Annotated in this window: 14 protein-coding genes; 5 read left to right on the forward strand and 9 right to left on the reverse strand. The window is 57.7% G+C overall.

The features are described from left to right. Positions 1-88: 88 nt before the first annotated feature. From VGR81_04940 to VGR81_04980, 9 genes are all read right to left on the reverse strand, one after another. Positions 89-1,114, reverse strand: coding sequence for an NAD(P)H-dependent glycerol-3-phosphate dehydrogenase (locus VGR81_04940; protein HEV2288281.1), 1,026 nt, complete (start codon positions 1,112-1,114; stop codon positions 89-91). A gap of 14 nt (positions 1,115-1,128) precedes the next feature. Further along, positions 1,129-1,740 (reverse strand): glycerol-3-phosphate 1-O-acyltransferase PlsY, encoded by a 612-nt coding sequence (plsY, locus tag VGR81_04945; GenBank protein ID HEV2288282.1) that lies wholly within the window; start codon positions 1,738-1,740, stop codon positions 1,129-1,131. After that, positions 1,737-2,303 (reverse strand): RNA 2',3'-cyclic phosphodiesterase, encoded by a 567-nt coding sequence (gene thpR, locus VGR81_04950; protein HEV2288283.1) that lies wholly within the window; start codon positions 2,301-2,303, stop codon positions 1,737-1,739. The genes plsY and thpR overlap by 4 nt, the downstream gene beginning before the upstream one ends. A gap of 2 nt (positions 2,304-2,305) precedes the next feature. After that, entirely contained in the window at positions 2,306-3,559 is a 1,254-nt protein-coding gene (locus tag VGR81_04955) for a competence/damage-inducible protein A (GenBank protein HEV2288284.1), read from the reverse strand. 253 nt (positions 3,560-3,812) lie between these two features. After that, positions 3,813-4,838 (reverse strand): IPT/TIG domain-containing protein, encoded by a 1,026-nt coding sequence (locus tag VGR81_04960; GenBank protein ID HEV2288285.1) that lies wholly within the window; start codon positions 4,836-4,838, stop codon positions 3,813-3,815. A 19-nt stretch (positions 4,839-4,857) separates the two neighbouring features. After that, entirely contained in the window at positions 4,858-5,421 is a 564-nt protein-coding gene (locus VGR81_04965; GenBank protein HEV2288286.1) for a phosphatidylglycerophosphatase A, read from the reverse strand. 309 nt (positions 5,422-5,730) lie between these two features. Then, complete coding sequence (gene rimO, locus VGR81_04970) at positions 5,731-7,152, reverse strand: 30S ribosomal protein S12 methylthiotransferase RimO (GenBank protein HEV2288287.1); 1,422 nt, start codon at positions 7,150-7,152, stop codon at positions 5,731-5,733. 70 nt (positions 7,153-7,222) lie between these two features. Beyond that, on the reverse strand, positions 7,223-8,830 hold the full coding sequence (gene dacB, locus VGR81_04975; GenBank protein HEV2288288.1) for a D-alanyl-D-alanine carboxypeptidase/D-alanyl-D-alanine-endopeptidase: 1,608 nt from the start codon (positions 8,828-8,830) through the stop codon (positions 7,223-7,225). Positions 8,831-8,848: 18 nt separating this feature from the next. After that, complete coding sequence (locus VGR81_04980) at positions 8,849-12,046, reverse strand: DUF3857 domain-containing protein (GenBank protein HEV2288289.1); 3,198 nt, start codon at positions 12,044-12,046, stop codon at positions 8,849-8,851. Between the two features lie 695 nt (positions 12,047-12,741). On the opposite strand from VGR81_04980, the gene rpsL reads away from it, so the two are divergent. The 5 genes from rpsL to VGR81_05005 form a co-directional block, all read left to right on the forward strand. Continuing rightward, the gene (gene rpsL / locus VGR81_04985; protein HEV2288290.1) at positions 12,742-13,125 is read left to right on the forward strand and encodes a 30S ribosomal protein S12; all 384 of its coding nucleotides are present in this window, start codon (positions 12,742-12,744) and stop codon (positions 13,123-13,125) included. A 12-nt stretch (positions 13,126-13,137) separates the two neighbouring features. After that, positions 13,138-13,608, forward strand: a complete 471-nt coding sequence (rpsG, locus tag VGR81_04990; protein ID HEV2288291.1) for a 30S ribosomal protein S7 — start codon at positions 13,138-13,140, stop codon at positions 13,606-13,608. 14 nt (positions 13,609-13,622) lie between these two features. Further along, the gene (fusA, locus tag VGR81_04995) at positions 13,623-15,887 is read left to right on the forward strand and encodes an elongation factor G (GenBank protein HEV2288292.1); all 2,265 of its coding nucleotides are present in this window, start codon (positions 13,623-13,625) and stop codon (positions 15,885-15,887) included. A gap of 14 nt (positions 15,888-15,901) precedes the next feature. Further along, positions 15,902-16,075 carry a hypothetical protein gene (locus VGR81_05000; protein ID HEV2288293.1) on the forward strand — a complete coding sequence of 58 codons (174 nt, stop codon included), beginning with the start codon at positions 15,902-15,904 and terminating at the stop codon, positions 16,073-16,075. 33 nt (positions 16,076-16,108) lie between these two features. Beyond that, positions 16,109-16,249, forward strand: a 141-nt coding sequence (locus VGR81_05005; protein ID HEV2288294.1) for a GTP-binding protein, incomplete at its 3' end; no start/stop codon positions are given.

Below are 16,249 nucleotides of genomic sequence, written 5' to 3' on the forward strand. Positions count from 1 at the left end.
CTGAAAATCCTACGGAATGCTGCACCCGGGAACAACTGGCCTAAAGTACTACCTATTGACGCATTGGAACGGACAGGGAGGCGCTGGCCTATTCGGCCTTGAGGGGCCGGTGCATCAGTTCGCGGATGGCGTCATGGGGAGAACGGCCCTGGTACAAGAGGCCGTGCATCTGGGCCGCAATGGGCATTTCGATTTTGGCTTTTCGCGCGAGGGCCAGAGCAGCTGCCGTGGTTCCTACGCCTTCGGCGACTGTGGATGTGGAGGCGAGAATCTCGTCGAGTCTCTTTCCATGGCCGAGTTCGATGCCGACGCGGCGGTTACGGCTCAGTTCGCCTGTACATGTCAGGACGAGGTCGCCCAAGCCGGCAAGCCCCGCGAGAGTCTCGCGCCGCGCGCCGAGAGCCGTGCCGAGGCGCATGATTTCGGCAAGGCCGCGCGTGATGAGAGCGGCGATGGTGTTGTGGCCGAGTCCAAGACCTTCGGCGACTCCAGCCGCGATGGCAATGACGTTCTTCACCGCGCCGCCGATTTCGACGCCCGTGACATCTGCGTTTGTATAAAGCCGCAGCGCCGGGCCCGAGAATTCCTGCTGAATTTCGCGGGCTGCCGGTGAGTTCGCGGATGCCACGACAATAGCGGTGGGATCGCCTTGCGCGACTTCCTTGGCGAAGGAAGGGCCGGAAATAGCAGCGATAGGATGGCGGGATTTCGGGGGGAGAAGGTCCGCGATTACCTGCGTCATGCGAAGGTAAGATTTAGGTTCGAGACCCTTCGTTGCGCTGACGACGACAGCTCGGGGCGAAGCGTGCGAAAGAATTTGGGAATAGAGCGCACGGGCATGAGCCGAGGGCATTGCGCCGATGATGAAGTCCGCATCCTGCACGGCTTCGGGGATTGCAGAGGCCACTTCGACTTGTTCGGGAATCGCGAATCCCGGGAGAAAGACCGGGTTCTTGCGCTCCTTTCGCAGCGATTCGCGGACATCCTCTTCACGTGCCCAAAGCGCAATGCGATGGGCAACAGAGCTTTGCGACAGAACGATGGAAAGAGCCGTTCCCCAGCCGCCAGCGCCGATAATGGCAATCTTTTTCATCGAACTTTTGTTTTTTGTCATGAGCGTCGAAGAAATCAATTCTTGCGCGTCAACTTGTTTTCGGTTCCGGCGATGAGTCGGGCGATGTTTTCGCGATGTTTCCAGATAATGAGGGCGGCGATCGCGACACTCGTCAAGGACACGACTCGCGGCGGCGCGTGGCCCGGCGCATAAAAAAGATAAACCAGAAAAGGCAAGGCGACCGCAGTAGCGATAGAGCCAAGCGAAACATACCGCCAGAAGGCAATCACGACAATCCACAGCAAGATCGCCGCGGCCATCGCCTCCCAGGAAATCGCCAGGAAAACGCCCAAACCCGTGGCGACGCCTTTACCTCCGCGAAAGCCGAGCCAGCAGCAAAACATGTGGCCGACAATGGCCGCCAAAGCCGCGGCCATTACCCAGCGGATATTGGAATGCGGCCAACGGAGCGCGAGCCAGACGGCGAGGTAACCCTTGCCTGCATCGAGCAAGAGCGTAGCGATTCCAGCACCGATCCCCGCAATACGCGAAACATTCGTTGCACCGATATTCCCGCTGCCGGAGGCGCGGACGTCGGAGCCGCTCCCCAGCTTGACGATCAAGTAGCCGAAGGGGATCGAGCCAAGAAGATAGGCGGCGACAGGGATTGGCCAGAGCGTCGTCACGAAGATGCGCTTTCGACGAAAGAATAGCTCGCGAGCTTGTTATACACGGCGCCGCTGGACTTTAGCACACTTTGATAGAGATGGAATTGCACAGCGGAAGTCTGGCCGAAATCCCGGGAGGGAAGCGAAGCCACGGCTTCCTTCAATTTCGCGAGCCCTTCCAGCGTTTTGAAACGAGCGAGCGTCAAATGCGGAGAGAAAGTCCTTTTCTCCTGCGGAAAACCGAAGGGTTCGAGGCTTGCTCCGACTTTCGCAGCCAGAGCGGCGAGTTCAGGCCCCGATTCAATGCCAGCCCAGAACACACGAGGGTGATGGTCATTGGGAAAATAGCCAAAATCGCGGAAAACGATGGGAACGGATTTATCTTGGCGCACGGATGAGAGAGCACTTTGAATCTCGGGCCCTTGCGCGTCGTCAACCTCGCCGAGGAATTTCAAAGTGATGTGGACGCCTTCGAGGCGAACCCACCGTGCGTCCCCGCAGATTTTCTCAAAGCGGCGGACGAGAGGATCGAGGGCCGCGCGGGTCTCGTGAGGCACGTCGAGGGCCACGAACAGGCGCACGGCTATGCCTTCGCCGCGGGAGTATAGAGGAAATAACGGCGCACCGTGTCGAGAGCGGTTTGCGTGGCCGACGCGCGAATACGGTCGCGATCTCCCAGGAAGCGGTAACCACGCTCCTTGTGGCTCTTTTCGTCGGCGATGGCGATATGCACGAGACCGACAGGCTTTTCGGCGCTGCCGCCGCCGGGGCCGGCGATCCCCGTGATGCCCACGCCGAGCGTCGAGCCGGCACGGCGGCGTATCCCGTCGGCCATCGCCAGCGCAACCTCGGAGCTGACCGCGCCCTTGGACTCGAGCAATTCTCTGGAGACATCTACCCAGGCGGATTTCAAATCGTTGCTATAGGAAACGACGCCGCCAAGGAAATACGCGGAACTGCCGGCGACGTTAGTTAGTCGCGCCGCGAGCATTCCGCCTGTGCAGCTTTCGGCCACGGCGATCGTTGCTTGATGCTCTTGAAGCTCCCGGGCAACAACCTCTTCAAGAGTTTCACCGGATGTGGTGAACAAGTGTTCGCCGAGGGCCAGAGCGAATCCCTTGATGATCTGGTCGAGGAGTTTTAGCGCGGCCTGCTCATCTTCGGACCACAGGCGCGGGTGCAACTGAATTTCGCCGGCGGAAAAGAGGATGGTCGTTTCAGCGCCGGGATACTGCGCGCAAATCGGAGCGATGCGTTGATCGACTTCGGATTCCGGCAAGCCGGTGATGCGAAGTTCGCGCGTATAGAGCCGAAGCTTGCCGCCGCGGCGCGCGAGGCGAGGCTTCACTTCGTTTGCAAACATGGGCTGCAATTCGGCTGGGGGGCCGGGGAGAAGTACGAGAATTTTTCCACCGGCGTCGAGCCAGAGGCCGGGGGCGGTGCCGCGCGCATTTTCAAGCGGCTCGGTGCCTTCGGGCACCATGGCCTGTCGCATGTTTACCTCCGGCATGGTGCGGCCCAGCTTTCGGAATCGCTCTTGGATGTGGCGAAGGATGGCGTCGTTGAGTTTCAACTTGCGACCGAGCAATTCGGCGACGATTTCGCGCGTGCGGTCGTCGGCTGTGGGACCCAGGCCGCCGGAGGAAACGACAACATCGGCGCGGTCGAGAGCGCAACGGAAAGCGTCCTTTAGGTCTTCGTCGTAATCGCCGACAACGACTTTGCGGCGAACCTGGAATCCGAGGCGATTAAGTTCGGCGGTGAGGAAAAGGGAATTCGTGTCCAGGCGATATGGAGTGAGCAGTTCAGAACCGACAGCGATAATCTCCGCATCCATCGGAATTGTTGTAACCGAACATGTGCACGGCTCGCAAGAGGCACATTTTGGGGACCGATATCAAGAACAGCTCAACTTAAATTGCTCCGGCGATTCCGAACCAGCACTTCTGATGGTACGGCAACGTTTTCAGCGTCGGAGGGCAATTCGCGGAAGCGATCACGCATGATTTCCTCCACTCACCGGAATTGCATCGTCCCGCAAATTATAGACGCAGGAACAGAAAATTCGTCTCAGTGATTCGTGCGGTAAATCAAGAATTCAAAGACAAACCTTCGACATTCCAGTCGAGAGAATAGAGCGCATTGTTGGTGGCGATCAGCGCGCGGCCAGAATGTTCGAGCGCCAGGCCAACGATGCCATTTCCGCTGAGCGCGATCTCTGCGTTGCCATCAGGAGTGATGCAAGCGACGCCGCGCCGGCCCGCAAGCGAAGCGGCAACGTACAAATTACCGGCGCGGTCGAAGGCAAGTCCTTGCGGCCTGCCCAGACCGCGAAAAAAAACTTCGACTTCACCAGCGGGCGTGATGCGATGCACGCGGTCGAAACTCGAAGTCGTCGGCCCGGTCACGTACAAATCGCCATTGGGATGAAACGCGAGATGATACGCAGACATGGACGGTTCCAGTGTGGCGAAAACGAAAATCTGGCGGTCGGCGCCGATTTTGAAAATCGTGCCGCTGCGGTCGCCGACGTATAAATTTCCGGCGCGATCAAACGCCAATCCCGTGGCGATACCCATGCCTTCGACCCACTGTTCGGCCCGGCCATCGGGCATGACGCGGTGAATCGTGCCGTCGTTGCGGCAAGAGACATAGAGCACGCCGTCGCGATCCATGGCCAGTCCCGTGGGATTCATCAACTGCGTGACAAATGGTTTTACGGTGCGGTCGCGCGTCACCTTGTAAAGAGACACGGGAACTTTCTGCCCGCGCTGGCCGCTGAACGTGACGTAGACGTTTCCTTCGCGATCCACAGCAGGATTCGCGACGGGGTGCAGATTGTCACCAATCAACTCGCCAAGCGCGATAGGGAAGGGCTGGCTGGCGGCGTGGTTCGATTTAATGCGGACGGAGCCGCCTTCAGCGCCATCGGGAACGCGCGCGACAAGAATATTTTCGGAAGCGAGAACGAGACTGCCGGCCGTTGCACCGAAGTGAACCTCCGGGCGCAAATGGTTTCCGTTAACGAATCCCGCGCCCCGAATGGTAACTTCGCCGCCCGGAATCGCCGCAGCCGGCTGAACGCTTTCAATGCGCGGAATGCTGTTCGTGTTCATGAAAAACTTTTCCAAGGTTTCATAGGCCCAGTATTCTAGCGATCCAAATTCCTATCGCTGCATAGATACCCGCGACCCAATCATCCGCCATGATGCCCCAGCCACCCGATAACGACTCCGCTTGCCGCGCGGGGAAAGGCTTCCAAATATCGAATAACCGGAAAAGTATAAAACCCAAAGCGAGATATTTCCAGTTCAGCGGCACGAGAGCGAGAAAATACGCGAGAGATTGTCCCGAAACTTCGTCGATGACGACGAATTGCGGGTCTTTTTTGCCGGTGGACTTCGCGACCCGGCTCGCGGTCACAACGCCGAAAAGTGCGAGCACCAGCGCGACGATGGGGACAACAGGCCAGCCGTAAATGACGTAATCAACGCCGTGCAAGTAAAAGTCGAGTGCAATTCGCGTAGGAATACTGATCAGCATGCAATAAATCGCGACGCCGACAAGCGAGCCCCATGTCCCCGGCGCCTTTGGAATGTAACCGACCCCGCACGCGGTGGCGAAAAATAACGAGAGGCGCGGTTTTCGCGGCGGCTGCGCGGACCCGGATTCAGTTTCTGCGGCCATTTGTTTGACCATGCGAGGGGCAAGGTTCTTGTGAATCCGAGAGTGAGTGTGTCGCCGACTCGGTCGTCTGGCCAATCGCCGATTCAGACGCCGATTCGGATTCGTCGTGTGCGGGCTCGGAGATCTCGTATTTTTCGCGGGCCCAGTTTCCCAGACCGTTCAGGCGGCAACGTTCGCTGCAAAACGGAAAATCCTTATCGGTTTCTGAATTCGTGGTTTTGCGGCAGATAGGACAGTGCCATTCCATGGGCGTCGCGCTTAGACTAGCACGCCATTTCGTTGTGCAGTAGAGGGCAGTCTTCCGTAATCAACATTTCGAGCTTAGGCGAGGATGGGGAATGGTTGTGACGAAACCGTCGCCGGTTCGGGATCGCCATTCGGACGCACGGGGCGAGCGAAAACTTCCACGGCTCGTCCAATCAAATCATAATCGCGCGTTTCCGTGATTTCGACGCGTGCCATCGTGCCCGGCAGAGGCAATTCGGAAGAGTCGTTTACGCCGGCGATTTCCGTGACATAAATCTTCCCGTCAATGTCCGGCGCCATGCCTTCGAGCCGCGCGGTCCAGACGAATTCGGTTTCCGCCGATGGGCCTTCGAGCATCGCGGTGAAGGTCTTCCCAATTTTCTTGCGCAATTGTCGCTGAGATATTTTCTGCTGAATGGCCATCAACTCGTCGCGGCGGCGCGCGACGGTGTCGGCGTCAATTTTTGCTTCGCAGGCGTAGCTCTTCGCGGTTTCTTCATCGGAATATGCGAAGACGCCCATCCAATCGAATTCTGCTTCGCGCACAAAGTCACACAATTCGCGAAAATCGGCTTCCGTTTCGCCGGGGAAACCAACGATGAACGAAGTGCGCAGGGATACGCCGGGAATCGTGCGCCGAATTCGCGCGAGCGTTTTCAAAAAAGCGTCCGCATTCGAGCCGCGCTTCATGCGCGCCAGGACGCTACGGCTGGCGTGCTGCAGGGGAATGTCCATATATTTCACGAGGCGCTCGTGCGCGGCGATGGTATCGAGCAATTTCTGCGTGATGCGATTGGGGTAGCAATAAAGAAAGCGGATCCAGTCGAGATCTTCGATTTCAGCGAGGCGTTCGAGCAGTAGCGGCAATCCATTGCGCAAACCGAGGTCTTCGCCATAGAACGTGGTGTCCTGCCCGATCAGATTGATTTCGCGCACGCCCGCCGCTGCGAGATTTTCTGCTTCGTGAATCACAGATTCGAACCGGCGGCTGCGAAATCGCCCGCGCAGTTGCGGAATGATGCAGAATGAGCAGGGATGATCGCAGCCTTCGTTGATTTTTACGTACGCTGTGTGGCGCGGCGTAGCCAAAATGCGCGGCGTCAAATCGTGATAAAGAAACGTCGGCGAAGGCTCAGAATCGCGAACGATCTCGCCTTCGCACGCAGCGAAAATCTTCTCGACCTCGCCTGTGCCGATCACAGCGTCCACTTCGGGAATCTGTTCGCGAATTTCGTTGCGATAGCGCTCGACCAGGCACCCCGCGACGATCAGCTTCTGAGCGCGGCCGAATTTCTTGTATTCGGCCATTTCCAGAATCGAATCCACGGATTCCTTGCGTGCAGGCTCGATAAAGCTGCATGTGTTTACGACGATTACATCCGCATCAGCAGCGCGCGGCGTGATTTCGTAGCCCGAACGCGCAAGAATACCCATCATCACCTCGCTGTCGACGAGGTTCTTGGGGCATCCGAGGCTCACGAAACCGACTTTTGGCATATTGCGGCGCGTTCCCTGCGTTTGTCCGTTGCGATGAATTGCGCGGAGAGGCAATCTTAGCACAGTCGCGTCAGTGGGCGGATTGTGCCGGAGCCGCATACGCCGCCGCAGCGATTTCCGCGAGCGCATTTCCCACTTTTTCGACGGCTTCGAAATTCGGCGGCGCGCTGACGTTATTTACGTAGGCAGCGATGATGAGATGGCTGCCATCCGCGGCGTCGATATATCCCGCGAATCCTTTTCCGGTAACCATGAGCGTGTGATTCAAGGCATTGTACTCCGCAAACGTGCCGGTCTTGGCATGAACGTGTCCAACGGCGGGAGAATCCGGCAACAAATTGTAGAGCGTGCCGTCGCGGCCCAAAATCGGCAGCGCGCGGTAGAAAATATCGAAATTCTTCTGGCGCGAGATAAACGCAAGGTAGTGAACCATGAAATCGGGCGTGAAGAACGCGCCTGGGCCGCCGGCGCCTTCGGCTTGTGAAGCCTGCGTCAGATCAAGTCCTGCCTTTTGCAGAAAATCATGCTCTTCGTCGAGGCCGGCCTGTTCGGCTTCGTCGTGATTGCCGGCGAGCACGGCGCCAAGAATATAAGGCGTCAAAGTCGCGTGCAGGTTCTGGCTGACTTTCAGCGTGACTTTAATGTCTTCCGAAAGCGGCGTGGAGACGTGCTCAGCAATAAGATTTGCGGGCGTGTAGAACTTCGTGAGTGTCGCGGTTTGTTCCGGCTGCGAATTATCAATTCCGGAGTTCCCGACTGTTACACCAGCGCGCTGGAGCGCCTCGGTGAGAACGATTTCAGCGAAGCGGCTCGGCGTGGGAACATCATACGGAAACAGCGATGGCAGTTGGCCGAGCGGCACAGTTCCTTCGAGCACGGCCGTATGCGTGCCATCAGATGCGACAGTGTCTGCGCCCCATCCGAGCTGGCGCTCAGAACCTGCTTGGCTCGTCGCGACGTGATTCACGATTTGCGCATAAGCTGTTTGTGGAGAAATTTGAAGTGTCGCCGCATCGCCGACATGCGCGCCGGGCGTGATGGTGATGTCGATGATGTTGTCATTCACAACGATGGGCGAAACGATTGCGCCGGAACCCGCCTCCGGTTTCCCTTCCGCGAACATACTGATGTCCACCAGAACTCGCCCAGCGATTTTGCGGATTCCGCGTGCGGCAATTTGCCGGGCAAAATCGTTGATGACGGCCAGCGGATCGCCGGGAACAACTCTTGCATCGAGCATGTCGGCGGCATAGGCATGGTCGGAATTCTCAAACGCCAACGCGCCATCGGCTTGCATACGGCCGGAGAGATTCGGGTCGCCGCTGGCGACGAGAACGATATCGCCATCGAGCGTGCCCTCGGCACCGATGATGCCGGTGCGGTAAATCTTCGTATGGAAGCGATAGTCCGAACCGAGAAGCGCCAGCTCGGTACCCTCCGTCAATGTCTTCGTGGTCGAACCGGGAACGAAGAGCTTGCCGGCATTGTAGGCATAGAGCGTTCTGCCCGAATCGAGCGAATAGATCTCGACGCCGAAAATGGCGTGCGCAAATTCAGGGCGGCTCATGATTTTCTGGATGTCGTTTGCGAGGGCGTTCGGCGTTTGTGCATGGATGGCAAACGTCAAAAGCAGCAGAAAACAAGGAACCGCCGGCCAGCGCATCAATTTGAGCATCATGCCTCCCGAAATTTGAAGCTACCGTTGCAGCAGAAGATCGTGCGGCGGATCGAAGACGAAAGAGCAGGCCTTGGTCTTCGCCGCGCAGGTCAAGACTCCCCGCAATATGACGCGAGCGTTGCTTCCGGAAGGAAAGATATCAGGGAATTGCGCTTCGTGAATACGGTCGCCGTACGGTGAGAGCGCATCATCGCCGCGAAGAAACCTGGCCGTGATTACGGAGGGTTGGGGAGCGCCGGACTGCATCAAAATCAAAAACGCGGCTTTTCCCGTCACCGCGTCAGCATTTCGCACGGAGACCGTGTGCATCGCAAGAAGTTCGCCGCCTGCGCGCTTAACGCGTTGGTCGATCCCTATATTGCTGCCGAGCAAGCGGATCAAGCGAGCGCGCGTACCCGGTGGTGCTCCACCGGCGGCAAGGGCAAGGACGTAGGTCTGAATCGCGCGGTCCTTTTCTCCCTGCTTTTCGTAAATCTGCGCGAGATGGTCGCCGACATCGCCACGCTCGTCGAGAACCCATGCTGCGTGAATCAAAGCCAGACCGTCCTGCAACTTGCCTTGCTGAAAACGCACCCACCCCAGCGTGTCCCAGACGGCTGGAAGCGCCGCGGCGTCGCCAAAGATTTCCCCGGTAAGGTGTCCGAGATCTGCGGTAGCCATTTGCGACTCAACGGCCTTCACGGCAGACAATGCAAATGTCGCGGCCTGTTCAAGAGCAACGCTGTGTGTGGCGAGTTGATACGCAGCTTCGTTGGCGATCAGCGGCGAAGAGGAGAGCGACATCGCTTTCGTGAATGCGCCCAGCGCTTCCGTATTCTTGTTTTCGCCGAGATAGGCCGCGCCGAGACGCAGCCGGACCGCGGCGCTGCTGGGAGCCAGCACGGCCGCCTTTTCGAGTTCCGATACGGCCTCCGGAAACTTCTTCTGGTCGACGTAGACGGTTCCCAGGTATTCGTATGCGTTGGGATCCAAAGGCTTTATGGCGATTTCCTTCTTGAAGGCGACGACAGCCTCGTCGTACTTTTTCAAGTTGTAAAGGGCAATGCCCAGCAAAGTATTCGCCGATTCGTCGGCAGGATTCGCTTGCAAGTGCTTTTGCAGAGACGTTGCCGCATCTTCGTATTTTCCCGTTTGAAGCTGAGCGACTCCGATATCGAGCCAGAGGTCTTTTTGGTTTGGCGCCAGTTGCGCCACTTGCTCGAATAGCAGTAGTGCATTCGCATAACTTCCAGACTTTAGTTCCGCATTGCCGGCTTCCATCAACTGGCTCGTTGTGGCGTCGGCGGGCACTCCTGGAATGATGTTCGCAACCTGGAGCGGCTGGCTTTCATCCTGCTCGATCGCGTGCGTAAATGCGAGATAGTCAGAGCGGCGAGCAGCGGGAATTTCATGCGCGAGAAAGCGAAGCGTCCGCTGCGCGGTCAGCGAATGTTCTTGCGCGTCATAATGAGATTGGTAGTCTGCATAGTCGCGCGTGATCGCCGCGCCCACGGGCATCTGGCAAGAAATATTCGCCGGGAATGACAAAGTGAGCTTCGTAGTGACGTCCAAAGGACTTCCAAGCGGAAGGGATTTGGCCGGGTCCTGCGGCGCGTCCGGCAGGCCGAACGTCGGCAGCGGAAGCGCAATCGCAGCCTTCGCCTGCGACCAATCGAGGAAGTTCTCGTTGACGATGGTGAACGACACAGTAAATGGGTCCTTTGTTGCCGTGGGGTCCATCGCGTTGACGTCGATCACCTGCCCGTGAAAGCCATCGAGCTCGGCCATGGTTTGCGCGATGCTTTTCCAATGGTCTTGCGGTGTGCCATGGAACGCGACTCGCAGCGCGAATTCGTTGTCGCCGCGCATCGTATAGCGAACCACCGCGCTGAGTTTGCCAAGCGAACTGACGCGGCCATTGACTTCGACCTGCTGGGTCGAAGGGAATGGCGGGTCCACGGGCGTTTTGTCGAAGGTTGCCGGCGCAGCGGTAGAAATAACGAGAACTTCTTTGTTTCGATCCGCCGGCGGCAGCATGCGAAATGGGAGAACATCAGAGGAGGGATCGAGCCAGTACACATCTTTCGCCGCAGTGACCTTGAGGATAGCGTGATCGAATGCGCTCGGGGTCGGCAGGTTTTTATCAAAATTTCCTGCAGAGGGCAGCAGAATCAGATCGGATTGAAAACCGGTTGATGTGAGCAGGGAGGCGAGCAGCGCGCACAGATCAATATCGTCGCCAACGCCCGCGCTCAAAACGTTGCTTGCGCCGCGCGGCTGAAAGTTGGCCTGCCGCATAGGCATGCGGACATACGTGACTTGTTTCGCGGCGAAGTCGTATAAGGCCTCGATCTTGCCAGAATGAGTTTCTTGATTTGCGACGAGTGCAGCGGCCTTATCGCGGATTTCCTGTCCGGGCCTCTCTGCGGCGCTTTCGAGTGCCCCCATCCATTTTCCGAGTGCCTGCCAATCTGCGAAACTGCTCAGCTCGACATCGGGAGTTTTATTCTTCGCCGCCGCGCTGTCGCTTGAGGAATTCGGAACCGGAGTCGCCGCGGCGCTTGTTCGTTTCCAAAAATAAATTTTGCGCGCGCCCTGGGTCGTGACGGCTGGCACAAATTGCGGAGCATACTTGATGTGAATCGCGCGATCAGCCGGCACGCTGACCTGCAGCTCTTCGTCGTTCGCCGAGATGTCCGATAGAAAACTATGCTCGTACCAGAATTCGCCGGGAGCAGGAGGCGTGACTGTTTTCAAGATCACTTCGTAACTGAGCGCGTCTCCGGGCGCAAGCGTGGGGATGTGAAGTTGCGCTTCGCGAATGTCGGTGATGGCCGGGGCGGTTTTCACAACCGGCGCGGGTTGGTCGCTCACGATGTCGGGCTTCGCTTCCGTGCTTGTTCCGTCAGATTTCGTGATGCGCAGAAAAGCGAGCGCGAAGGTTTCGTTCGAAGCGTCGTAATCGAATGCCAGCGTGTGCAGCGATTGATTTGCTTCCGCACTTTGGACTTTGAGCCGCAGATCGATCTGGCGCTCGCTCGTCCCGTCATTTTGGAAACTGATTTTGTTGGAGAAAAGTTCGATGACGAACGGAGCCGACGGGTTTGCGGCCGCAGCTACGGCATTTGACTTCGCCGCGGAGGCCGATTGGGCGCGCGCCATGGAAGACGAAAAAATCGAAAAAGCGAGCAGTGCAACAAGTGCCCAAAACATCGAGTAAATATAGTGCGGTTTCATGAGTGCAAAGAAGTCTAGTGAGCTTTTATCGTTGCGTAAAGTAGGAGGAATGAAAAATTTCCAGAATTTAGGTCCTGCGCAGATTTCTACCGTAGACGATTTTTGTAAATGGCTCGTTTGCGGTATGATCTGGACCTGTGACACGGTCCGATTTGAACGAAGCCTTGTAAATAATTGCTAGCGCGTGACTTAGCAAGTTGCGAGGCGGTCTCTACGGAAGCCTGTGGCCCTAAAGACCTATGGAAAACGATCAAAACATGCTGGCTTAGAGCGCAAGATCGTGGTAGAATTTTGCTAGTTTCGAGTTCCATCGGCAGGCATACGGCTCCCCTCCAAATCTTTCTTCTGTTTGGGGTTGACAGTCGGAGGTCCTTTCTTTATACTCGCCGGTTTGTAGGTGGACTTGTTGCTGGAATTGTGCTGAAAGGGTTTCTTCCCGCCCCGGAACAGAGAAGGAAGGAACGGGGTTTGGGAGGACGGCCGAAATGGGGCGCCTGCCCCGCAAAGCCGTTTGAAGCTCTCCGCTGTAGAAGTGGATGTGTTCCGGATGTTGTGAGCACGCCCGCGCGGAGTACCTTGCCGGTTCCTTCGGGGTCTTGACCGGCCCTTTCTGTTCTACACCTGTCTGCATCTGCCTGGGCTTTGTACGCCCTGCGGAAAAACGAAATCGGGTTACCCGTTTCGGAGGGAGAAGCGTGCCGACGTTTGCACAACTGGTTCGATATGGCCGCGAGAAATTGCGGACGAAAACGAAATCGCCAGCGCTCGAAGGCTGCCCGGAAAAGCGCGGAGTTTGCGTGAGGGTCTATACGCAGACGCCGAAGAAGCCAAATTCGGCGCTGCGCAAGGTGGCCCGCGCGCGGCTCACGAATTCGGCCGAAGTGACCACATACATTCCCGGCATCGGCCACAATTTGCAGGAGCACTCGATCGTGCTGGTTCGCGGCGGCCGCGTGAAAGATTTGCCTGGCGTTCGTTATCACGTGATTCGCGGAACGCTGGATGCCGCCGGTGTTGAAAATCGCAAGCAGGGGCGCTCGAAATACGGCGCCAAGCGGCCCAAAGCCGCTCAGAAGTAGGGGAGCAGCGGAATGCCACGCAAAGGATTTGTCATTCGCCGGAAGATCCCCGGCGACGCGGTCTACGGAAGCGATCTGGTGCAGAAGTTCGTTTCCAGCATGATGTACGACGGCAAGCGCGCCACGGCGCAGGCGATTTTCTATAAGGCGATGGAGAACGTGGCGCAAAAGACGAACTCCGATGCCCTGACGGTTTTCAAGAAAGCCATCGAGAACGTCAAGCCGCTGCTGGAAGTGAAAACGCGGCGCGTTGGCGGCGCGAACTATCAGGTTCCCGTAGAGGTAAATCAGTTCCGGCGGCAATCGCTGGCGATTCACTGGCTGATTCTTTATGCGCGGGAACGTTCGGGAAAAAACATGACTGACAAATTGGCTGAGGAAATCATGGACGCAGCCAATAGCAAGGGCGGAGCAGTGAAGAAGAAGGAGGATGTGCACCGCATGGCCGAGGCCAACAAGGCCTTTGCCCACTATCGCTGGTAAGCGGCGAAATTTTCATGGCGCGGCAATTCCAACTCGACCGCATGCGCAACATCGGGATCATGGCGCACATCGATGCCGGCAAAACCACGTCGACCGAGCGCATCCTGTTCTATACGGGTGTGACTTATAAGATCGGCGAAGTCGACGAAGGCACCGCGACCATGGACTGGATGGAGCAGGAGCGCGAGCGCGGAATCACCATCACTTCCGCTGCGACGACCGCCGCGTGGAAACGCAATGGGCAAGCCTATCGCATCAATATCATCGATACGCCGGGGCATGTGGATTTCACGGTCGAAGTCGAACGTTCGCTGCGCGTGCTCGACGGCGCCGTCGGAATTTTCGATTCCGTCGCTGGCGTGCAGCCGCAGTCGGAAACGGTTTGGCGCCAGGCGGACAAGTACCGCGTTCCGCGCATCGCCTTTGTGAATAAGATGGACCGCACCGGAGCGGATTTTGACCACGTCATCCGCACGATGCGCCAGCGCCTTTCGGCCCACCCCGTCCCCCTCCAGTTTCCCCTCGGCAAAGAAGACAGCTTCATCGGCGTGATTGATTTCATCGACGAGCGCGCCATTGTCTGGAAAGCGGAGACGCTTGGTGCCGAGTATGAATACGTCGCGCTCGATAAGCTGTGGGATCCGGCATTTCAGAAGACGCGTCCGGAAATCGCCGCAGCCATCAAGGCTTCGGCCATCAGCCCAGAGTTCTACAAAGAGCACCGCGAGAAAGTCGTCGAGTACATTGCCGAGCACGACGACGCCGTGTTGACAAAGTATCTTTCCGAACACACGCTCACACCCGACGAACTGCGCGCTTCGATTCGCCGCTCCACGCTTGCGTTGAAGCTTGTGCCCGTGCTGGCCGGCTCGGCGTTCAAGAACAAAGGCATTCAGCCTCTGCTGGATGCCGTTGTGGATTTTCTCCCTGCGCCGTCGGATATTCCGCCCGTCGAAGGCGTGAATCCCGATACCGAAGAGCCCGAACTGCGCCGCGCTGCCGATGACCAGCCGTTTTCTGCGCTGGCTTTTAAAATCATGACCGACCCGTACGTCGGCCACGTCACGTACATTCGCGTGTATTCGGGCGTATGCAAATCCGGCGCGACGGTTTACAACTCGACCAAGAAATCGCGCGAGCGCATTGGCCGCCTGCTGCGCATGCATGCCAATAAACGGGAAGAAATAGAATCCATCGATGCGGGCGACATTGCCGCATGCGTGGGCTTGAAGAGCGTTTCTACCGGCGACACGCTGTGTGATGAAGAAAAGCCCATCGTTCTCGAATCGATTGAATTCCCTGCGCCGGTCATCTCCGTTGCCATCGAGCCGAAGACCAAAGCCGATCAGGAAAAAATGGGCAATGCGCTGGCCAAACTGGCGCAAGAAGATCCCACGTTCCGCGTGCACACCGAGCCAGACACGGGGCAAACGCTGATCTCCGGCATGGGCGAGTTGCATTTGGAAATTATCGTGGACCGCATGATGCGCGAGTTCAGCGTGCAGGCGAATGTCGGCCGTCCGCAGGTGGCCTATCGCGAGACCATCACCAGGCAGGCGCCGGGCGAAGGAAAATACATTCGTCAGACCGGCGGCCGCGGTCAGTATGGCCACGCGAAGCTTTCCGTGCATCCGCTGCCGGGCGCGAGCCACGAGGATATGCACGAGCTTTCCACCGATGAGCTCGACGAACTAGCCAAGCAAGTCGCGGGCAAGGGCGGGAAATGGCGTTTCGACAAAGAGCATCGACTGCTCTTCATCGACAAGATTTTTGGCGCGGCGATTCCCAAGGAGTTCGTTCCGCCAATCGAAGCGGGTATCAAAGAAGCCATGGAAAATGGTGTGCTCGCCGGTTACGAAATGGTGGACATCGCCGTGGTGCTCGAAGATGGCAGCTATCACGAAGTCGACAGCTCGGAAATGGCGTTCAAAATCGCCGGTTCGATGGCATTCAAAGAAGCGTGCGGGCGCGCGCATCCGAAATTGCTCGAGCCGATCATGAAAGTCGAAGTGGTCGTCCCGGAAGAATATATGAGTCAGGTCTTTGGCGACCTGAATTCGCGCCGCGCGCATGTGCAGGGAACGGAAACTCGCGCGGGAAGCCACGTGATTCGCTCGGAAGTGCCGCTTTCGGAGATGTTCGGATACGCAACGGACTTGCGCAGCCGCACGCAGGGCCGCGGCAGCTTTACGATGCATTTCTCGCACTATGCGCAGACGCCGGCAAATGTCTCTGAGGAAGTAATCTCCAAGGCGACCGGCAAAGTCGGTGCGAAGTGAACGGGCCGCGGGGTATGTGGTGGTTTCGCACGAATATGCGCGAGTGGCAGGAAAAGTTGAAGTATGTTGCGCGCGCGGAGCGCGATTCTGTGGCGCGTAGGCAGCACTTGCGGGAGATGATGGAGCGCATCGAGTCGCAGGAAGAAATTGGTTTTCTGAAGGGCGAGTTTCCGGGGGTTTTCAACTAGGCGTCAAGCACACGCTGAGGAGCTGAGCGACACATGGCGAAGGAAAAATTTGAGCGGAGCAAACCGCACTTAAATATTGGGACGATCGGGCACATCGATCACGGGAAGACGACGCTGACGGCGGCGATCACCAAAGTGCTTTCGAAGCACAACCCCAAGGTGCAATTCCGGGCG

Source organism: Candidatus Acidiferrales bacterium (assembly GCA_035934015.1).
Lineage (GTDB): Bacteria > Acidobacteriota > Terriglobia > Acidiferrales > UBA7541 > DAHUXN01.